This window comes from Streptomyces vastus, assembly GCF_039532825.1.
Taxonomy (GTDB): Bacteria; Actinomycetota; Actinomycetes; order Streptomycetales; family Streptomycetaceae; genus Streptomyces; species Streptomyces vastus.
This window is the reverse complement of record NZ_BAAASJ010000043.1, coordinates 54,658-73,778: the sequence shown is the minus strand read 5'-3', so window position 1 is coordinate 73,778 and position 19,121 is coordinate 54,658. Positions and strand designations below refer to the sequence as shown.

Annotated in this window: 18 protein-coding genes and 2 pseudogenes; 11 read left to right on the top strand and 9 right to left on the bottom strand. The window is 67.5% G+C overall.

Going from position 1 to position 19,121, the window contains the following annotated elements; all coding sequences use genetic code 11:
- Position 1: 1 nt before the first annotated feature.
- Positions 2 to 967, top strand: coding sequence for a prolyl aminopeptidase (gene pip / locus ABD357_RS21650; RefSeq protein WP_344392149.1), 966 nt, complete (start codon positions 2 to 4; stop codon positions 965 to 967).
- 21 nt (positions 968 to 988) lie between these two features.
- Here pip and ABD357_RS21645 read toward each other — a convergent pair whose 3' ends face one another.
- Positions 989 to 1,684, bottom strand: a complete 696-nt coding sequence (locus ABD357_RS21645) for a GntR family transcriptional regulator (RefSeq protein ID WP_344392148.1) — start codon at positions 1,682 to 1,684, stop codon at positions 989 to 991.
- 242 nt (positions 1,685 to 1,926) lie between these two features.
- Between ABD357_RS21645 and ABD357_RS21640 the strand changes: the two genes are divergently transcribed.
- Both ABD357_RS21640 and ABD357_RS21635 read left to right on the top strand, forming a co-directional pair.
- Complete coding sequence (locus ABD357_RS21640) at positions 1,927 to 3,408, top strand: NCS1 family nucleobase:cation symporter-1 (protein WP_344392147.1); 1,482 nt, start codon at positions 1,927 to 1,929, stop codon at positions 3,406 to 3,408.
- A gap of 2 nt (positions 3,409 to 3,410) precedes the next feature.
- The gene (locus ABD357_RS21635; protein WP_344392146.1) at positions 3,411 to 4,130 is read left to right on the top strand and encodes an aspartate/glutamate racemase family protein; all 720 of its coding nucleotides are present in this window, start codon (positions 3,411 to 3,413) and stop codon (positions 4,128 to 4,130) included.
- On the opposite strand, the gene ABD357_RS21630 is transcribed toward ABD357_RS21635, so the two are convergent.
- Entirely contained in the window at positions 4,127 to 4,549 is a 423-nt protein-coding gene (locus tag ABD357_RS21630) for a RidA family protein (RefSeq protein ID WP_344392145.1), read from the bottom strand. The genes ABD357_RS21635 and ABD357_RS21630 overlap by 4 nt on opposite strands.
- Positions 4,550 to 4,941: 392 nt before the next feature.
- Here ABD357_RS21630 and ABD357_RS21625 point away from each other — a divergent pair, with 392 nt between their 5' ends.
- The 5 genes and pseudogenes from ABD357_RS21625 (at position 4,942) to ABD357_RS21605 (ending at position 10,033) form a co-directional block, all read left to right on the top strand.
- A complete protein-coding gene (locus ABD357_RS21625) occupies positions 4,942 to 6,090 on the top strand; it encodes a peptidoglycan recognition protein family protein (RefSeq protein WP_344392144.1) in 1,149 nt (382 codons plus the stop codon).
- 256 nt (positions 6,091 to 6,346) lie between these two features.
- Positions 6,347 to 6,778, top strand: coding sequence for a hypothetical protein (locus tag ABD357_RS21620; RefSeq protein ID WP_344392143.1), 432 nt, complete (start codon positions 6,347 to 6,349; stop codon positions 6,776 to 6,778).
- A gap of 43 nt (positions 6,779 to 6,821) precedes the next feature.
- Positions 6,822 to 7,587, top strand: a pseudogene (locus ABD357_RS21615) (nucleotidyltransferase domain-containing protein).
- A 106-nt stretch (positions 7,588 to 7,693) separates the two neighbouring features.
- Positions 7,694 to 8,746: a hypothetical protein gene (locus ABD357_RS21610; RefSeq protein ID WP_344392142.1), complete on the top strand. Its 1,053-nt coding sequence runs from the start codon at positions 7,694 to 7,696 to the stop codon at positions 8,744 to 8,746.
- 81 nt (positions 8,747 to 8,827) lie between these two features.
- Positions 8,828 to 10,033 carry a protein kinase domain-containing protein gene (locus ABD357_RS21605; RefSeq protein ID WP_344392140.1) on the top strand — a complete coding sequence of 402 codons (1,206 nt, stop codon included), beginning with the start codon at positions 8,828 to 8,830 and terminating at the stop codon, positions 10,031 to 10,033.
- 49 nt (positions 10,034 to 10,082) lie between these two features.
- Here the strand turns inward: ABD357_RS21605 and ABD357_RS21600 are convergent, their stop codons facing one another.
- Entirely contained in the window at positions 10,083 to 10,292 is a 210-nt protein-coding gene (locus ABD357_RS21600; RefSeq protein WP_344392139.1) for a hypothetical protein, read from the bottom strand.
- Between the two features lie 579 nt (positions 10,293 to 10,871).
- On the opposite strand from ABD357_RS21600, the pseudogene ABD357_RS21595 reads away from it, so the two are divergent.
- Positions 10,872 to 11,018: pseudogene (locus ABD357_RS21595) on the top strand (IS110 family transposase); the annotation flags it as partial.
- Positions 11,019 to 11,109: 91 nt separating this feature from the next.
- Here the strand turns inward: ABD357_RS21595 and ABD357_RS21590 are convergent.
- The 5 genes from ABD357_RS21590 to ABD357_RS21570 form a co-directional block, all read right to left on the bottom strand.
- Positions 11,110 to 12,993, bottom strand: coding sequence for a DNA/RNA helicase domain-containing protein (locus tag ABD357_RS21590; protein ID WP_344392138.1), 1,884 nt, complete (start codon positions 12,991 to 12,993; stop codon positions 11,110 to 11,112).
- A gap of 99 nt (positions 12,994 to 13,092) precedes the next feature.
- Positions 13,093 to 15,108 (bottom strand): DNA/RNA helicase domain-containing protein, encoded by a 2,016-nt coding sequence (locus ABD357_RS21585; protein ID WP_344392137.1) that lies wholly within the window; start codon positions 15,106 to 15,108, stop codon positions 13,093 to 13,095.
- 157 nt (positions 15,109 to 15,265) lie between these two features.
- The gene (locus tag ABD357_RS21580) at positions 15,266 to 15,394 is read right to left on the bottom strand and encodes a DUF6408 family protein (protein WP_344392136.1); all 129 of its coding nucleotides are present in this window, start codon (positions 15,392 to 15,394) and stop codon (positions 15,266 to 15,268) included.
- Between the two features lie 584 nt (positions 15,395 to 15,978).
- Positions 15,979 to 16,185: a DUF397 domain-containing protein gene (locus ABD357_RS21575; RefSeq protein ID WP_344392135.1), complete on the bottom strand. Its 207-nt coding sequence runs from the start codon at positions 16,183 to 16,185 to the stop codon at positions 15,979 to 15,981.
- On the bottom strand, positions 16,182 to 17,039 hold the full coding sequence (locus ABD357_RS21570; protein ID WP_425584959.1) for a helix-turn-helix domain-containing protein: 858 nt from the start codon (positions 17,037 to 17,039) through the stop codon (positions 16,182 to 16,184). Before ABD357_RS21570 ends, ABD357_RS21575 begins: the two co-directional genes overlap by 4 nt.
- A gap of 124 nt (positions 17,040 to 17,163) precedes the next feature.
- On the opposite strand from ABD357_RS21570, the gene ABD357_RS21565 reads away from it, so the two are divergent.
- The gene (locus ABD357_RS21565) at positions 17,164 to 17,610 is read left to right on the top strand and encodes an ATP-binding protein (protein ID WP_344392134.1); all 447 of its coding nucleotides are present in this window, start codon (positions 17,164 to 17,166) and stop codon (positions 17,608 to 17,610) included.
- Between the two features lie 93 nt (positions 17,611 to 17,703).
- Positions 17,704 to 18,078, top strand: coding sequence for a VOC family protein (locus tag ABD357_RS21560; RefSeq protein ID WP_344392132.1), 375 nt, complete (start codon positions 17,704 to 17,706; stop codon positions 18,076 to 18,078).
- Positions 18,079 to 18,141: 63 nt separating this feature from the next.
- Here ABD357_RS21560 and ABD357_RS45015 read toward each other — a convergent pair whose 3' ends face one another.
- Positions 18,142 to 18,420 carry a DUF7848 domain-containing protein gene (locus ABD357_RS45015; RefSeq protein ID WP_486389225.1) on the bottom strand — a complete coding sequence of 93 codons (279 nt, stop codon included), beginning with the start codon at positions 18,418 to 18,420 and terminating at the stop codon, positions 18,142 to 18,144.
- Positions 18,421 to 19,121: the final 701 nt, after the last annotated feature.

The following is a 19,121-nucleotide window of genomic DNA, read 5'->3' as shown; positions in this document are numbered from 1 at the left end:
GATGCCCCTTTATCCGGAGATCGATCCGTACGACCACGGCATGCTCGACGTCGGCGACGGCAACCACGTCTACTGGGAGGTGTGCGGCAATCCGCGCGGGAAGCCCGCGGTGGTGCTGCACGGCGGGCCCGGTTCCGGGAGCGGTCCCTTCTTCCGGCAGTACTTCGACCCGGCCGCCTACCGCCTCGTCCTCCTCGACCAGCGCGGCTGCGGACGCTCGACGCCGCACGCGAGCGCGTACGACACGGACATGAGCGTCAACACGACGGCGCACCTCATCGCCGACCTTGAGCTGCTGCGGCGGCACCTGGGGATCGAGCGATGGCTGGTCTGGGGCGTGTCGTGGGGGTCGGTGCTCGGGTTGCGGTACGCGCAGACGCACCCCGGCGCCGTCTCCGAGCTGGTGCTGACGGCCGTCGCGACCGGGGCCAACCGTGAAACGGCCCTGCTGACCAGGGGGCTCGGGCAGTTCTTCCCCGATGCCTTCGAGCGGTTCCTCGCCGAGCTGCCCGAGGATGGGCGGGAGGGGAATCTGGCGGCGGCGTACAACCGGTTGATCGAATCGCCCGACCCCGAGGTTCGGGCGCGGGCGGCACGGGCCTGGACCGACTGGGAGACGGCCATGGCGACCGCCCCGCCTCGTTCGATCCCCCGGTACGAGAATCCGGTGTTCCGCATGGGCTTCGCCCGCACGGTCACGCACTACTGGGGCAACGACTGCTTCCTAGGCGAGGGCAACGAGGAGGGAGTGGTCCTCCGCGACGCCCCTCTCCTCAAGGACATCCCCGGCACCCTCGTCCAGGGGAGCCTCGACCCCGGCAACCTCCTCGGCACGGTCTGGCGCCTCCACCACGCCTGGCCCGGAAGCGAACTGATCCTGATCGACGACGTCGGCCACAACGCGGGAGCGGCGGACGTCGTAGACGTGCTGGTCGCGGCGACGGACCGGTACGCGGCAGCCCGCTGAGGCCACCGCGCACCGCCCCGTTCACCCATGTCCTCCCGCATGTCCCTCTACATGGCCTCCGGAGCCGGCCTCGGCGTCGCCGAAGAGCTGCCGCACCGTCGACCGGTAGTTGGCCTGGACGTGTGCGAGGGCGTGGGCGCGGGCGCGTTCCGGGTCGCCGGAGGCGATGGCGGCGTACAACTCGCGGTGTTCCACGAGGAGTTGGGGCCATTCCTCGTTCTGGTGGGTGAGCCAGCGTACGCGGCCGGCGACCGGTTCCATGACCGAGATGAGCAGGCCGTTGTCGGCCATCGACAGGATGCGGTCGTGGAAGCGGGTGTTGATCTCGGGGATCGCCTCCGCGTCCTCGGCCCGGGTCGCGGTGGCCGCGCGGTCGAGGAGTTCCTCCAGCTCGGCGAGGTCGGCCCGGGTCGCGCGCTGGGCCGCGAGCCCGGTGGCGTACACCTCCAGGGCCTCGCGGAGCTCGAAGAGTTCCTTGACGTCCGTCGGGGTCAGCGGGCGTACGACGGTGCGGCGCGGGGTCTCGAAGTGGACGAAACCCTCGGTGACCAGGGCGCGGATCGCCTCGCGGACCGGGACGCGGGAGACCCCGAAGCGGTCGGCCAGCTCGCGCTCGACCAGCCGGTCGCGGGGCCGCAGGCGCCCAGTGATGATCTCCTGCCGCAGCGTGGCGAGGACTCGCTCACGCACCGCCCCCAGCGGTTCCACCGTTGTCATGGATCCATCTTCGCCGAACCGGGGGCTGTTTTACCGAGCTGTAACCGTACGGACATTGCCGAGTGCCATTGACGGCGGGACCATAACGCAAGTTTGGTATACCAAAACACGAGCGATCACCCTCCGCTCACGAACGCGAGCGACCACCCCTCCGCTCACGCTCGTCCCCGTCCCCATCCCCATTCCCATCCCGCTCCCCAATCCCCCGCTCCCCGCCCTCCGTCCCTCCCCCTGGAGGCCCCGTGTCCCTCGCCGATCCGGCCGCAGCCCAGAGCGCCACCGAGTTCGTCCCCGATCCCAGGCTCACCAACGAAGACCTCGCGCCCGCGAAGAAGCGCAACTGGAAGGTCTTCGACCTCTTCGCCATGTGGATGTCCGACGTCCACAACCTCGGCAACTACACATTCGCGGCGGGCCTGCTGGTCCTCGGTATGAACGTGTGGCAGGTCTTCACGTCCCTGCTCGTCGGCTTCGTGATCATCTACATCGGCATGAACTGGATGGGGAAGATCGGGCAGCGCCACGGCGTGCCCTTCCCGGTCGTCAGCCGCATCAGCTTCGGCGTCTGGGGCGCCAACATCCCTGCCCTGATCAGGGCCGTCATCGCGATCATGTGGTACGGAATCCAGACCTACCTGGCCTCCGTCGCCGTCAACGTCATGCTGCTCGCGGCCTGGCCCGGACTGGAGTCCTGGACGCACAGCGACTTCCTGGGCCTGCACGCGCTCGGCTGGATCTCCTTCCTCGCCCTCTGGATCCTCCAGGCGCTGATCATCAGTCAGGGCATGGAGTCCGTGCGCAAGTTCCAGGACTTCTGCGGTCCGGCGATCTGGGTCGTGATGATCGCGCTCGCCGTGTGGATCCTCGCCAAGGCCGGCTGGACCATCTCGCTCACCGACACCCCGCACCCGGTCTCCACGGGTGAGCAGTGGCGGCAGTGGTTCGGCGCGATCGGGCTCATCCTCGCCACGTACGGCACGCTGATGCTCAACTTCTGCGACTTCTCACGCTTCGCGCCCAGCTACAAGACCGTCAAGCGCGGCAATTTCTGGGGCCTGCCCATCAACTCGACGGCCTTCGTCGTCGTGTCGGTCATCGTCACGGCCGGATCGCTCGAGGTGTTCGGCGAGGCCATCACCGACCCGGCGGAACTCGTCGCCAAGGTCGGCAACACCTGGGTACTGGTACTGGCCGCGCTCACCTTCGCCATCGCCACCATGGGCGTCAACATCGTCGCCAACTTCGTCTCACCGGCGTACGACCTGGCGAACGTCTGGCCGCAGAAGATCACCTTCAAGGTCGGCGGCATGATCAGCACGGTGGCCGCGCTGGTCGTGACCCCGTGGAACCTCTTCTCCAACCCCACGGTCGTCCAGTACTTCCTCGGCGGCCTCGGCGCCTTCCTGGGCCCGCTGTTCGGTGTGATCATGCTCGACTACTTCTGGGTCAAGCGCGGCCGTATCGACGTCGACGCGCTCTTCAACGCCACACCCGGGTCCCGCTACTACTACCGCAAGGGCGTCAACCCCAAGGCTTTGTGGGCGTTCCTGCCCGCGGCGGCGGTGTCGGCCGTGCTCGCGCTGGTGAAGGACTTCGGCGCGGTTGCTCCGTACTCGTGGTTCATCGGGACGGCGATGGCCGCCGGGCTGTACGCCCTGCTCTGCCGCCCCGAGCGTGCGGCCGGCGAAGCCGCTGCCTCCGAGCCCGCCACTGTGGAGGGCTGAACGTGCGGATCGTCGTCACCAACTGCAATACGACGCAGGAGATGACCGCGGAGATCGTACGAGGTGCCCGGGCCGCCGCAGGCCCGGGCACCACCGTGACCGGTCTGACCCCCGCGTGGGGGCCCCAGTCCGTGGAGGGCTGGCTCGACAGCTACCTCTCGGCGGCTGCCGTCCTCGACACCCTGCGGACGTACGGCGAGCCGTACGACGCCGTCGTCATGGCGGGGTTCGGGGAGCACGGGCGTGAGGGCGTACGGGAACTCGTGGACGTGCCCGTCGTCGACATCACCGAGGCCGCGGCCCATCTCGCCTGCCTGCTCGGCCGACGGTACGGCGTCGTCACCACGCTGGAGCGCTCGCGCGGACAGATCGAGGACAGCCTGCACGCGGCCGGGGTCGCCCAGAACTGCGCCGCCGTCGTGGGTACGGGCCTCGGCGTCCTCGACCTCGGCGACTCCCTCCGCACACAGGAGGCCTTCGTGACCGCCGCCGAACGGGCCCGCGACGCCGGCGCGGAGGTACTGGTGCTCGGCTGCGCCGGGATGACGGGACTCCAGCGGGTGGTCGGCGACAAGCTGGGGCTGCCGGTCGTCGACGGAGTGGCCGCTGCCGTGAAGCTCGCCGAGTCGCTGGTGAGCCTGGGTCTGACGACGAGCCGCGCCGGGAGTTACGCGAAGCCGTTGCCGAAGAGGCGGAGTTGGGGGCCGACAGACGTTCCCTAAGGGGTGGCGCCGGGCTCTGGCTCGGGTACGACGGCCGTCGCCGTGATCTCCACGAGCTGCCCCGGGTAGCCGAGGCAGGCGACCCCGAGGAGGGTCGACGCGTGTGGGCCGGCGCTGAGCCCGGAGGCCTCGACGACGTCCCAGACCTCCGAGAGCACGGCGGGGTCGCTCGTCACGACGTACACGTCGGTGTACGCGACATGCGCCAAGTCGCTGCCGACAGCGTGCAGTTGCTCGCCCAGATTGGCGATGACCTGCTCGGTCTGCCGTACGGGGTCCCCCTCGCCGACGAGCTTTCCGCCGGCGTCGAGGGGGACGGCCCCGGCGAGGAACGCGAGGCGCGTGCCCGCTTCGACCACGGAGGCGTGGGAGTAGGCCGGGGGCGGGAAGAGGGTGGGGACGGTGACACGCTTGAGCATGGGGTCTCCCGGGTTCGGCGGGGTCTCGTCAAGCGGTGACTTCCGGTGGCTTGGCTTGGCTTGGCTTGGCTTGGCTTCCGGCGACTTGACGAGAGATGGCCTGCCGATCGTGCGGGTGGCGGTGCCGGTCGCGCATCCGAGTATTCGGACGGGAGACGGGGCAGGACGGGGCGGACAGCGGCCCCGTCCCGTCCTGCCTCGCCCCGTCTCGCGAGACGAGCCGGACCTACCGCGGAGTAGGTCAACTCCGGCCAATTTTCCGGGGGGTGGCGGCCGAAACGCTATCCGGGAACCGTATGATCCCTTGCGTCTTCAAGCACGGCTGGCGCGCGGGGCCCGTCTGCCCCTGTAGCCGTCAGGAACGACCACGGAACCCTGTAAGGATCCCCCCGATGACTGTTCCCCCCACTTCTCATCGCCCCAAATCCCGCGTCACCAGGCGTGGCCTCATCGGTGCCGCCGGTGCGGTCGCGGCAGGCGCGGCGATCACCCCCGCCGTGATGGCGACCACCAACTCCGAGTCCACCGACGCGGACGCCACGACCAACGCCGACACCACCGCCGTCGAACCCGGTACGACATCGCAGAACTTCCCCAAGACCCGCACCAAGGCGGCCACCGGCGAAGCCCACGTCGAGGCCGCCTTTCCCATCGCCTACGTGGGCCTGACCTGGGCAGGCACGCGCGAAGCCGCCGGTGGTGGCATCCGGCTGACCGACGCCGACGGCAGCCAGGGTGCCTGGAAAGACCTGAGCGCGAACGGCTGTTCGGACAGCAACGGCGGTGTCCTGCTCGTCTCCGCAGGGCAGGCCTCCGGTTACGAGCTGAAGGCCCCGGACGGCGCAACCGACCTGCGGTCCCTTGCCATCGACACCAAGCAGGGCCCGGCGCGCAAGGTGGCCGTTCCGCAGGACACGACCCGGGTGCGCGGCATCGCCTACCTGACGCGCGCGGCCTGGGGCGCGGACGAATCGCTGCGCTTCAAGCCGGACGGCACGGAGAACACGCCGACCGCGTACTACCCGTTCCAGACCCTCACGGTCCACCACACCGCCACCGTCAACGCCGACCCTGACCCGGCCGCCACGGTGCGAGCGATCTACGAGCTCCACGCCGTCACCAACGACTGGGGCGACATCGGCTACCACTTCCTCATCGACGAGGAGGGCACCATCTACGAGGGCCGTTTCTCAGGCGACGACGGCATCCCGGCCCACGACGGCGACGGCAACCTCGTCACCGCCTTCCACGCCGCCGGCTTCAACTCCGGCAACCTCGGCATCGCCCTCCTCGGCACCCTGACCACCCAGGGCCCGACCGAAGCCGCCCGCGAGGCGCTCACCCGCCTGACCCGTGTCCTCGTCCGCTTCCACGGAGTCGACCCCAAGGCCCAGGTCACGTACACCAACCCGATCAACGGCACCACCAGGGACGTACCGGAAATCAGCGGTCACCGCGACTGGATGGAGACCGAGTGCCCCGGCCAGGTGATGTACGACGAACTGGCCGCCCTGCGCGACGCGGTAGCCGCCGGTCGCTGACCCCTCCGGGGACTCCCGGGGGGACGGGGGCCTGAAGCCCAGCCCGACCAGCACGTCCAGCACGTCCAGCACGTCCAGCACGTCCAGCACGTCCAGCACGTTCAGGGGATGCCCGGCCGAACGAGCCGGGCATCCCCTGGCGGCTGACGGAGAGCTGCCAGTCCGCGAGGCTGTCAGTCCGCGAGGCTGTCAGTCGGAGGGATTACGGTGGAGGCTCCGCATCACGCGCATTGCGTACGGCGATGAAGGGGGCCCCATGGACGCGGAGTTGACGGCACTGGCGGCGGCCGGAGCGACGGCGCTCGTCCAGCAGATGGTGACCGACGGCTGGGGGAACGTCCGGGACCGCGTCGTCGCCTTCTTCTCCCGAGGGAGGGACGAGGAGGTCGTCGAGGGGGAGTTGGAGGAGTCGCGAGCGGAGCTGGTAGCCGCGCGGGACACCGAGGACGAGGACGCCGCGGCCGACGTACAGGCCTCGTGGCGCAGCCGACTGAGGCGTACGTTGCGGGAGGACCCGGCAGCGGCTGCCGAACTCCGCGCACTGCTCGACGAGTTGGCCCCTCAGCCGGCCGCACCGCAGCACAGCACCACTGTCCACAACACGCACAACACCATCAACGGCGGCGTACACCACGGCATGGTGATCCAGGCGCACACGATCGGCGAACACCCGCACCGCCGCCCGTAGTACGCGCAGTACCCGCAGTACCCCTCGTGACCTCCGAGGAGTGATCCCAGTGAACGACTCCGCCTTCCTCGACCACGTCGCCGACCGCCTGGCAGCCCTCCCCGCCGTCCAGGCGGTGACCCTCGGCGGCTCCCGGGCCCAGGGAACCCACCGCCCGGACAGCGACTGGGATGTGGCGGTGTACTACCGCGGCGCCTTCAACCCCGAGGACCTGCGGGCCGTCGGCTGGGAGGGCGAGGTCTCGGAGATCGGCGGGTGGGGCGGCGGCGTATTCAACGGTGGTGCGTGGCTGACGATCGACGGCCGACGCGTGGACGTTCACTATCGGGACCTGGACGTCGTCGACCACGTGTACGCGGAGGCTGAGGAGGGCCGCTTCCACGTCGAGCCCCTGATGTTCCACCTCGCGGGAATCCCCACGTACCTGCTCGTCGCCGAACTCGCGATCAACCAGGTGCTACGGGGCGAGCTGCGCCGCCCTTCCGCCTACCCGCAGGCCCTGCGCAAGACCGCCCCCGAGCGCTGGCACGGCCTGGCCACCGCCACCCTCACCTACGCGAAGGCAGGTCACGCCCCGAAGGGCGCCCTGACCCAGGTGGCGGGCGCGATCGCCGTCGCGGCAACGCAGACGGCGCATGCGGTGCTGGCGACGCGGGGGGGGAGTGGGTCACCAATGAGAAGGGTTGCTGGAGCGGGCGGGGTTGCGTGAAGTCGACGCGGTCCTGGGGAACTTGACCCCGGATCCGGACGCTCTGGCCCGAGCGGTCACGGAGGCCGAGACGCTCTTCAGCCAGGCAGTCTCTCAGTAGCCGCCCCGCGAAGGTCGACCATGCGCCCTCGGGGCCGGACGGAGGCAGCTGCGGCGTGAACCTCCCAATGCAGCAAGAGGCAATTGACCATATGGAGGCTTTCGGAGTGCTGGTTCTCATCTCCCCGTCCTACGGGAGCGCGGAGACACGGCGTCACTGGACAGATACCGTCGAAGAGCCGGTGGACTTCACGGCACGCCGCTACGGCGGGCTCCTGGCCTCCGAGGAGCGTGCGAGTCTCCTGACGCTCCACCCGGAGGCCCGCGCCCGGTTCTGGGGTGCGACTCCCGCTCATGACAGCAAGTTCGCCGATGTGACCACGGGCGATGTGGTCCTGTTCACGGGTCAGAACCGCGTGCGGGCCATAGGAGAGGTGGGGGCGATCTTCCGCAATCGCGCGTTCGCCGATCGTCTGTGGCCTCCGGTGCCCGGTGGGCAGAGCTGGCACACCGTGTACAGCCTCTTGGACCTGGTTTCGGCGGACATCCCCTACACGGAGCTGAACGCCAGCATCGGATACAAGCCGACCCACAAATTCCCTGGCCAGATGGTGCTGCGAGGTGACAAGGCGCGAGCGGTGCTGGAGGACTTCATGATCACGCCGGGGACGGAATGGGACACGGTTTCCCAGCCGTTGGTCCGGCAACGCCTCGATGCCCGGGAACGGGACGCGATTCGGGTTGCGGCCGCGGAGGAACTGCGCACGCGCCGGACGGGATATCAGCGCACTCGGCGACTCATCGTCGTCGACCGTTACGAGGCCGAACTCGTCCGCACGTACAGGCAGTACCTCGCTGATCGCGGTCAGACGGCCGAACGGTTCTTCTGTCCTGCCGGTGTCAGCGACATATACGTGGAAGCCGCCGGTGGGGCGGAGGTGATCGAAGCCAAGAGCACTCCGAGGCACGCGCACGTGAGGCAGGCTCTGGCACAGCTCCTCGATTACGCGCCCTACAGTCCCTCCCCGGCCCGGCACCTCGCAGGGCTGTTCCCGGAAGCGCCCGAGCTCGAGGACATAGACCTGCTTCACCGCTACGGCATCGACTGCATATACCGGCAGAGCCCTGGCGGTTTCCGGCGGTTGCCCGCGCCGGAGGAGCGGCGGGCGCTCATGAGCGGTATCTGGTCGGGACGGATGGGAGAGGACAACGCTCATTAGACTGCCTGACGAGGCACGACAGACTGCCTGACGAGGCACGACGAGCATGGCGCACTTGACCAAGGGGGAGGCCGACGGCCCGTGGAAGCACTGCAGGATGACGACCCGGTGGAGATCGGCGGGTACACGCTGCGGGGCCGGATCGGGGCCGGCGGGATGGGGCAGGTATATCTCGGGGAGTCGGCCGCCGGGTCTCAGGTCGCCGTGAAGGTGATCAAGTCTTCCGTGCTCGACGAGGACACCCGGGCGCGGTTCGTGCTGGAGGTGGACAGTCTCAAGACGGTCTACGGGCCGTTCGTCGCCGCCTTCGTCGCTGCGGACGCGCACGCCGGCCAGCCATGGCTCGCGGTCGAGTACGTCGCCGGTCCCGATCTGCGGACCTTCATCACCGAGCAGGGGCCGTTGCCCCTCGCCGAGACCGCCAGCCTGGGCGCGCTGCTCGCTGAGGGCCTGCGTACCGTGCACGACGCCGGGTTGCTGCACCGCGACCTGAAACCGCAGAACATCCTCCTCGCCGAATACGGGCCCAAGCTGATCGACTTCGGTCTCGCGGTCCTCGCGGAGCGCCGCTCCATGCTGACGGCCACCGGGTTCGTGGTCGGCTCCGTGCTGTGCATGCCTCCCGAGCAGGCCCGCGGTGAACACGACCTCAAGGGGGCCGCCGACGTCTACGCCCTCGGGGCCGTCCTGTTGTACGCCGCCACCGGCCACTACCCGTACACCGGCCCCACCTGGCAGGCGGTCGCGCTCCGGATCGAGGACCAGAACACCGCGCCCGACCTGTCCGGCCTGCCGCCCGAACTGCTGCCGGTGGTCGAGGACATGCTCGCGTACGACTCCGCCGAGCGGCCTGAGCTGGACGAGGTCACCCGGCGGCTCGTGGCCGTCATCCACGGCTGCGGGATGACGGCGGCCCAGGCCAAGCGCAGGCTCACGGACCGGACGCCCGCCACGCCGCAGCCGGCGCGGCGGGAGCCGCAGGATGCCCCGCCGTCCCCCGGCGCGGGCTACACCCCGACGCTCGTCGACCCGGCCGCACACGAGGAGGACGCCGAGCAGCCCTCGGACCAGCGGCAGCCGGAGCCCGGAGAGTGGGAGTCCGACGAGCCGTACGACCAGGAGCCGGGAGCCAAGCCCGAGGCCGAGCACCAGCCCGAGCCCGTGCTCGTCGCCCAGCCCGGACCGCGGCCCTCCTCCCGCTCAGCTGACCCCATGTCCCGCCTCTCCGCACCCCTCCAGATCGCCGAGCGCATGCGGGCCGCCTACGCACGCGACGCCCGTCTCTGACCGCTCCCGGAGCTTCCGTCAACGGATCTGTGGCCAATCAGGGCAACGCTCAATAGCGCGGCATGTTCGGGATCGCCTTCTCGATGAGCGCGGCCGGCTCGGTGAGGCCGTATTCGCGTTCCGGATGCAGGAGCACGAGCGCGAGAAGCTCGTCTTGCATACGGGACCGGAGGATGGGGAGCAGGCCCGGCGAGACTTTCATTGGGCGCAGGACATCATGCGCCCAGTGAGAAATAACCATCAGCAGCGAACCGATCACCGAGATAACGGCCCCGCCTGAGATACGGCCCGGCCTGATCCCGGTCCGCCCCCGCACCGCATCCGAACGAGGGCCAAACGACCCCTCCACCCCCCGCCCGCCCCCGTGAAAGACTCACCGCAGCATGCACCGCAACGCGCACTTCACGGAGGAAAAAGGCGTGGCAGACCAGGGGGCCGCCCACACCGACACCCACTCCGAGGCTGGAACCGAGACCCACCCCGAGCCCGGAACCGAGCCCCAGGAAGAGACCAGGTATCCCCCCGGCGCCCAGATCCTCGTCCGCGACGAGGAGTGGCTCGTCAAGAACGCCAAGCGGGTCGGCGTCCACGACGGCGACCGTATCGAAGCCATCGGTGTGTCGGAGTTCGTGCGGGACGAGGAAGCCGTCTTCTTCACCGGAATCGACACCGTCGACCTCCTCGAACCCGAGAACACCCGCCTGGTCCCCGAGACCTGCTCCTACTTCCGCCGACGAAATCGTGGGGAATTTGGGTCCAGGAGCCGATTCCCTCGTACATGTCGTCGCGGGAGCCGAGGGGCTCGTCGAGAGGGCGGCCGATTCTGTGACGGTTTCTGTCGAGCAGCGTGCGGAGTAGGTGCCGGGCCCGCGGAAAGATCCACACAAAAGCCCTCCTTCATCGCGCCCGCCACGGCATCAGCGTCCTGTTCGCCATGCTCCGCGACGACATCTTCCACGCAGCCAGACCCTCACGCCTCGCTTGAAAAGACACTTGGGCACACCCGGCGTGGAAGCGTGACCTTGTTTCTGCACCTCAGTTGTTGCCGGTCCAGTTCATCCGACGGGTGAAGTCCCCTACGCCGGGACCGGGGTGGTGGCGTTCGTCTCCACGAGTTCCCGCAGCTTCGCCCGCGTCTCCGGGTCCGTCGAATAGATCACCGTGCCGACCATGCCCCGCGTCAGCAACACCTTGTATGTGTTGCGGATCAGACGATCCACATCCGCGTCCGATGTCGACTTCTTGAAGACGGGGTCCTTGGATTTCGTACGGTCGGTGACCCAGCGATCCCCGCGCCACACCAGGTCGGGACCGAGGATTACGCCGCTCCAGTCGTACTCGAAGCCCTGGGCGGTGTAGACGCAGCCCACCTGCCCAAACCCCGCTGGATCTGTGGCCCACAGAGCGGCCGGGGGTGCGCCGCCGACCGCTCGGTCTCCAAAGACATTCCACGGTCGTGCCCACCCACCGATGACGACATCGGCAGGCAGGCCCTGTCCTGGCGGTACTTTCTTGGTCCACTTCCAGCAATAACCCGCAGACATGCGAGCGCTGTAGCCCTGGCTTCGGCGGCCGTCAAGGAACCTCTCCATCGCCTCGGGGCTTTCCGCGACCATGAGCTGCATCTTGTCGTCTGGGTCCCACTTCTCAGGCCCGCCCGGCTCAAGGCCCAACAGCCTTACGGTCCAGCGCAGATACGCGTCACTGCCGCCGCACCGGAACTGGGCATCCAACGGCACCACCCGACACTGAAGCCCTTTGTCGGCTGCCGCCGCCTTAATCTCCGCGACGGTCCCCATTTCGCCGGGACGTACGACCTGATGCTCGTCGAGGAGGAACACCGGCACCCGTGCCGCGTCGATGAGCTCTTCGATCTGTGCCTTGCCCGTGCGATTGGCGGCTGGGGTGTATCGGTTCGCCGAGGTCTCGCGCATGCGATGTGCCTCGTCACAGATCAGTACGTCGAGGCCGTTGCGCTCGGCGGTCATGAAGCTGTTGAAGTACTTGAAGAGATCCCGCACTTCACGCTTCCGGGCCCCAGCCACTTTGCGCATCGTCGTCGTGAACGAATTGGAGCCAGTCGCGTGCAGTGCGGTGGATCCCTGCCGGTACAGCTCTCCGAGCAGCGAGAGCGCGATGACGCTCTTGCCGGTGCCGGGTCCGCCGGTGACGACCACGATCTCCTTGTGGTCGGACTGCGTGGCCCGCCGCACCGCGTTCAGCACCATGCGGTACGCGATGCGCTGCTCATCCAGCAGGATGAACTGCTCGCGTTCACGAACCTCTTCAGCGGCGACCGCCATCAACTGCTTGGAGGGTTCCACCTTTCCGGCCAGAAGCTCGTCGGCCGCCGCCGCGCCGGAGTCCGTCCCCAGCCTTGTACGCAGGAAGTCAATGAACTCTCCGCGCTTCGCACCGGTGAACAGCTGCCCGTGCGCGTCCTGTTCGGCCTCGAACAGTCCGCTGACCCCGAACTCCGTGGCGTTGTGCAGATAGGCGACACCCGAGATCCGATCCGGATGCTGGGCCAGAGATCCGTTGAAGGAGACGAGGTACTGGCAGTATCCGCGGACTTGGTCGACCGGGTTGAGGACCGGCCGGGTGTAGGCGTCGAGGCGGCACAGCGACGGATCGTCGTCGTCCGGCTCGGCACTGCTCCACTGTTTGAGCTCGACGACGACGTATGACGGTTGTCCTGTCTCCGGGTGCACTCCTGCGAGTACCGCGTCCGCCCGCTTGCTGTTCAGCGGCAGACCGTATTCCAGCAGCACCTCCACCCGGCCGAGGCCGGCATCGTTCAGCACGCTCGCGAGTGCCGGGATGCTGCGTTCCCAGGACAGGGCCTCGGAGGCAGTGGGTCGGTAGCCGTGCATGTGGACGAACTGCTCGGTGAGTCGGAGGTAGAGAGAGCCGGAAAGGCACTCGGCGGCGACCACGGCGGCGGAGTCGCGGAACAACAACGGATGCTCCCAGGCAGCACGAAGAACTCGTGCGGGTGGGGGCATGTCCTTCGAGACTCCGGCGGAGCGGAGCGGAAGCCCGTCGGGCCGCAATGACGATTAGTCGAACTCTATCGCGAGCTGCTGTTCGACAGCCTGTTCCACCTTTGTGACCTGGGGTGGAAGCTTCTTCTTCGCGGGCTTGGACAAGGGAGAGTCGGCGACCGTGCCCACGATCAGCTTGCGGAGGGCGTTGCGTGTGGCCAAGTCCTCGGAGTAGATAACGATTCCGCTCCGGGCGCGGGTCAGCAGTACGTGGTAGGCGTGCCGCACCAGCCGATCGACCTGCTCGTCACTCACCGACGGCCGCTTGAGTTTGCCGTCATGGGTCTTGGTCCGGTCCACGGTGAAGCGGCCGTCGCGCCACACGAGGTCCGGCCCGATGATGACGCCGGTCCAGTCGAACTCGAAGTTCTGGGCGGTGTAGATGCAGCCGATCTGTCCGAAGCCGCGAGGATCGGTCGCCCACTGGCTCGATTCCGGTACGTCGTCGAGCTTGACGCCGTCTTTGGCGTTCCATGGACGGTGCCAGTCTCCGATCTGAACCTCGAGAAGCAACTCGCCGTTCTTGGGGGTTTTCCACTCCCAGCAGAAGCCCGCGGTCATGCGCGCTCCCAACCCCTCCTCACTGATGCGCTGTTGGAGGAAGCTCTCCATGTCCTCCGGGCTCTCCGCCAGCCGCACGTCGATTCGGCCGTCCGGCACCCAGGCGGGGGCCGTGGTCGGCCTGAGGCTGAGCAGCTTCGTCACCCACTCGCGGAAGGCGGCGCTGCCCTCCGCCCGGAACATGCCGGGCAGTTCGATGACCTCGTAGTCGCAGTCACAAACCTCGGCCCGTTCGACGAAATAGTCCACGGTGCCGACCTCGTCCGGACGCAACGACTGCCAGTCGTCGAGCAGGAAAACGGGCACTTCGGCGGCATGGATCAGTTCGTCGGCCTGGGGCCACCCTCGCTCCTTGACCCACCTCTTGACGTCTCGGCCGTCCGACTGGAGCCGCACCCGATGAGCCTCGTCGCAGATGAGGACTTCCAGGGAGTTTTCCGGGAGCTCGCCGAACTGCTGAAAGTAACGGTAGTCCTTGCGGGCCTGCTTTGCGGCGGCACCCTTCTTACCACGGGGTGCGGCGTCGACAGCTGCCTGGCGCAGGTTGCTGGTGAAGGAGCGGGAGCCGCTGGCGTGGACGATGTTGTACCCCTCCTGTTTGAGGGTCCGCAGGAGTTCCACAGCGACAGCCGTCTTTCCGCTTCCGGGACCGCCTTGGATGATGATGACCTTCTTCCGCCCGCGCTTCCCACCGTCGGCACGGACTTTCTGGCACACCTCCTGGAACGCGATCTCCTGCTCCTTCTGGAGTGCGAAGACCGGGTGCGGACTGCCGACCCGGCTGAAGGCCTCACTCGACGACGGAGCTTCGTACTGATGGGCTTGACAGAACACGTCCGCGGCCCGTGCTCCTGAAACTCCGGCCTCGAGACGTGAGGCGACAAAGGCCTCGAAGTCGCCGAGCTGGTCCCGGGTGTACAACCGGCCGTGGTCGCTGTGCGGCAACTCGAAGAGCGAAGTGACCTCGTGGCTGGCGTTGTGGAGCAACGCGACACCGGTGATCCGGTCAGGCTTACCGTGCAGAGGAGCGAGATGCTGCACGAGGTAGTCGCAGTAACGCTGCACCTGGCGCACGGGGTGAAGCTTCGGCTTGCCGTAACCGGCGTCCACCGCGATGGGATTGGTGGGGGACACGACGGCTTTGTGCCACTGCTTCAGCTCGATGACGACGTAGGAGAGGTCCTTTGTCGCCGGATGTTGCCCGGTCAGGATCACGTCGGCCTCGCCGGCCATCCCGGGCGTCGAGTATTCGATGAGGACTTCCACGCCGTCGAGGCCGCGGGCGAGCAACGCCTCGACGACATCCGGGAGGCTGTGGTCCCAGGAAGCGACAAGTCCCTTGTCCGGCAGCTTCTTGTTCGGATGGGACTGTTGGTATTCGTTGATCAGCCGCAGGGTGAGCGGTAGATGATCCTGCCCGACAGGGACGATGAGCGGGCGTAACTCGGCGACCGATTTCCGGAGCAGCAAAGGGAATTCCCCACAGGCACGACAAGACTCGTGCGGGTGGGGGCATGTCCTCGTGAGGAAGCCCGTCGGGCCGCGATTACCGGTCGTACTTTAATCCGGACCTGGTCCGTTCGTCTCGCGAACGGGGCGGGCCCGAAGACCCGCCCCCTCTCCTCGGCTAGCCGAGGAGGTGCGCTGTGGCCTGCACGATGGTCCGCACCAGATCCGAGCCGAGGCTCGCGGCGACACCAACGAACATGTCGCGGACCCAGGTGCGGCGTTCGGGCATGTACTCGACGGGGCTCATGCGGAAGCGTCTCCTTCGGCGCGTCGGATGGCAGGGAGGGCTCCCAACCGGGAACACCCGAGTCCATCCGCTCGAACCGAGGGCCCACGCAGTCGCAGGTCCACGTCTCGTACGTCTCCGAAGAGGCACACGGCGCGGATCAACGCTACCCGACGCTCGCGCTGTGCGGAGGAGGAAAACGAGGCGATGGGTATGCCATGGGACTGTGATCCGGCCAATTCCACGAGGCTTCTTGAAGCCGTGCCGAATGTCGGGCTTTGTGGTCTGGTTGGCGTTGCTACGGGCGTCGTGGCGTTCGGTGACGCTGATTCCCATGCGGAGAAGCTCAGCGCGGCGCGGGCCAAGCTCGCTGAGATCAGTTCGGCACTGGAAGCACAAGCTGATGAGGTGCACAGCGCCGACGGGGGTGTGCGGACTTCGCGCGGATCGACGACCAGTTACGCAGCGGTGAGCCTCAGCGGGCTTGTCTGGAGCTGGCGTTGGAGAACCTGGTCATGTCTATCGGGTCTACCGCCGACGCGTTGGCCGCCGCCGATGCTCTCAAAGACGCGGTAGGTGCGCTCTTCAGCTGACTATGTCGGCTTTTACTTGTGCCCCGCGAACGATACGAAGGCGGACCACGAGTCGTCTGCGAAGGCGAGGCGGGCGCCGTTCCTTGTCTTGGAGTCTCGTACGTGGACAGTGCCGGGAGAGGCCGCGACCTCAACGCACTCAGGACCTTCGTTGCTGCTGTAGCTGCTCTTGACCCAGTCCAGCCCGGAAGCGCCATCCGCAAAGGGCTTGATCGTCATGTCTCTCCCCGCACTTTCTCGATGAACGCCAGTGACTCTGTTGGCGTGAGCGCCTGCGCCCGGATGATCCCATACTGGGCTTCCAGGCGGCGGAGCTCCTTCCGTTCCGAGATCACGCGGCTGAAGCGCTGCACCTCGATGTGTCCCACCTTCGCCCCGGTGTGCGGATCAAGCAACATGAACGCACCGCCCAGTCCGGCGTGGTCTTCGCGGTCTGTCGGCATCACCTGGATCTCAACGTTCCGCAACTGGCCGATGACGAGCAGTCGTTCGAGCTGTCGGCGCCTCACCATCTTGCCACCGAGGGGGCGGCGTAGCGTCACCTCTTCCTGGACGAAGCTGAGGATGGGGGCGGGCCGCCGATCGTAGATCGACTGCCGTGCCATCCGTGCTGCGACGTACTGTTCGATGGTCTCTTCGTCGAGCATGGGACGACGCATCCGGTAGAGCGCCCTGGCGTACTCCTCGGTCTGGAGCAGGCCGTGGATGTGGTGCGATGCGTACGCACCCAACTCGGCCGCGTCAGCCTCCAGTCGAGCGAGATCCCGCACCTTCTTCGGGTACCTGACCTTCTCTACATCCTCCTTGAACTCGGCCAGCATCCCCTGCGCTCCGAGGACCTCGTCCGCCTTGTCGAGGAATACAGGCTTCGGAATCCGCCTGCCCCGCTCGACCGCTGACACCTGGTGCTCGGTGTAACCGATCGCGCTGCCCAACTCGGCCTGTGTCAACCCTGCCCGCTCCCGCCAGCGCCTGAGATGGCGTCCCACCATCTCCAGGACCTCGGACAACCCTTCGTCCGGGTCCTGTTCATCCGCTCCGCTCTCGGCCTCTTCGTATTCCGCACCCGCCATGTCATTCCCCCTTCGACGTCACGGCCGACAGCCCGGACAGAACGTCCCGGCAATCCGACAGATCACGCTCAGTACCGGCGACTTACCTGGTCAGAGTGTGTAACGACTCGCCACGCTGGGTGACATGAATCCGGAAAACGTCACCCTTCAACACCCCGCTCCCACGCACCACTTCTCGGTCCGGCTCTCCGCGACCCGGCGGGGCGCCCGTCTCGCCCGATACCTCGCCACCCAGCAACTGGACGCCTGGGGTTGGCCGTACGGGAGCGAGGTCTCGGAGGTCACCGCCCACATCGTCGCCGAACTCGCCGTGAACGCGATGCAGCATGGTCATGTACGGGGCCGGGGCTTTCGCCTCCGGCTCACGGTCACTGGCGAGCACACCCTCCGTATCGAGATCACCGACGCCCGTACCGACCGGCTCCCGCTCGTCCTCGGCGGCCGCAAACAGGACCTGTCCGATGCGGAGTCGGGACGCGGCCTGCTCATCGTCGGTGCACTCAGCGACAACTGGGGCTGCGACACCTCCGACCCTCTCGTCAAGACTGTTTGGGCGGAGTGCGCCTTGTAAGCCTGTCGTTTGACGTCCGTGCCCGTCAGCCGAGGGCATCCGGGCTTGCTGATCCGGCCGGGGTGAGCCCTCGCAGCCTGCGAGGATCGCTCCATGGCGGGCATTCAGATGGAGATCAAGGACCTCATCGTCGACTGCGTTGATCCGGAACGATTGGCTTCGTTCTGGGCAGAGCTCCTGGGGAGACCGATCGTGGCCAGGACAGGCCCGTACGTCTGGCTCGCCCGTGGCGATGGTCCGGGAGCGGGCTTCCAGAAGGTCGTCGAGGGGAGTTGTAGCGAAGACGTAACCAGCATCATGACAGCAAGCGGCCCCCAACTGCGGCCCTTGCACACGCAGTTGGGGGCGCTACCCGCCCAGGTCGGGGGAAGCCTGGGCGGGGGTCAGTGTGGCCTCTCGGTTCCCCAGAGTCGTTCGCAGCCCAGCGCTGGGGGCGCTCTCTCCGTACTTTCGATCACGTCTGGATGATGCGTCGATTTCCTCGGCACTCCGGAATGATGCGCCTAGGGCGCATCGCTGCCATCGGGTGTGTTACTGGTCTTGCTTTATGGCGTCGATTTCCCGGTACGGGTTGCCGACCGCAGGGGCCACCCGCCAATAAGTCTCGACCTGGGCTTTGTACTGCCGATGGTCCGGATTCCGGCCCGTGTGCTTCAACGCCCAAATCTCAACCGGCGCAGGGTCGTTGTCCGATGCGGGTGATTCCTCGCTACACGCCATGCACAGGGCGGAATAGATACCCCTGGGCGCCTCCGGGGCCGTTTCCGGGCCCAGCGTCCATTCAGCCGCTTTGATGATTGAGCGGGTCACAGTTCCCCCCTGCTCCGCTTGTTAACGGCGGAAAGTTTCTCGCTCAACGCGTCGGAATCCTGGGCGTCCTCGGTTACCGGCTCAATGTCGGCAAGAGGCACAGGCCATTCCCGCCCACCACGCTCGGGACGCAAATAGGCGGTCCGGCCCAGGACGTCAGTACAAATGCCGGTTTTCCCCGCAGGGTCACGGAATCGCTTACCGATCCTGTCGTCACGTCCCCGCGCGCTCATCGAGCCTCCCAACGGCCCATGTACGCCTGGGAGTTGACGTTTCTGGGCGCCTCGCCCAGGTGGTGAAGCAGGAACGGCCGGACAAGCGGCGTGTCCTGCCACTCAGCGCCCGTGTGCCTGTCCCTGCGGGTCCTGCGCGCGGTGACGAGTCGGGCGCCCAGGACGATGGGCGAGAGGGCGGCAGGGGGCGCCTGGGGCGCTTCCTGGGGCGCTTCCTGGGGCGTAGCGGGTCGGCTGTGCCTGCCTGGGGTGCGGCGCCCCCGCAGGGCGCCTCTCACTCGTTCGAGGGTTCGTGATACCAAGTTCATGGCTGCCTGCTCTCTCAGGTGGTCCACGCCCCCGGACCGGTCGCACGGTTGCGGGGGTCTTGCGTCTGCCTACGCTCCCGTGCCGCATGCTGGCTGCACCACGGCAGAAGTGCCGCATTTAGGCGGCATGTTGGCTGCACGCGGTACCCTGACCAGGGAA

Coding starts and splice junctions, on each gene's coding strand:
- pip (WP_344392149.1), top strand. CDS start 2: ATGCCCCTTTATCCGGAGATCGATCCGTACGACCACGGCATGCTCGAC.
- ABD357_RS21575 (WP_344392135.1), bottom strand. CDS start 16,185: ATGACGATCAAGCCCTTTGCGGATGGCGCTTCCGGGCTGGACTGGGTC.
- ABD357_RS21630 (WP_344392145.1), bottom strand. CDS start 4,549: ATGCTCAAGCGTGTCACCGTCCCCACCCTCTTCCCGCCCCCGGCCTAC.
- ABD357_RS21565 (WP_344392134.1), top strand. CDS start 17,164: ATGAATCCGGAAAACGTCACCCTTCAACACCCCGCTCCCACGCACCAC.
- ABD357_RS21625 (WP_344392144.1), top strand. CDS start 4,942: ATGACTGTTCCCCCCACTTCTCATCGCCCCAAATCCCGCGTCACCAGG.
- ABD357_RS21570 (WP_425584959.1), bottom strand. CDS start 17,039: ATGGCGGGTGCGGAATACGAAGAGGCCGAGAGCGGAGCGGATGAACAG.
- ABD357_RS21580 (WP_344392136.1), bottom strand. CDS start 15,394: ATGAGCCCCGTCGAGTACATGCCCGAACGCCGCACCTGGGTCCGCGAC.
- ABD357_RS21645 (WP_344392148.1), bottom strand. CDS start 1,684: ATGACAACGGTGGAACCGCTGGGGGCGGTGCGTGAGCGAGTCCTCGCC.
- ABD357_RS21560 (WP_344392132.1), top strand. CDS start 17,704: ATGGCGGGCATTCAGATGGAGATCAAGGACCTCATCGTCGACTGCGTT.
- ABD357_RS21620 (WP_344392143.1), top strand. CDS start 6,347: ATGGACGCGGAGTTGACGGCACTGGCGGCGGCCGGAGCGACGGCGCTC.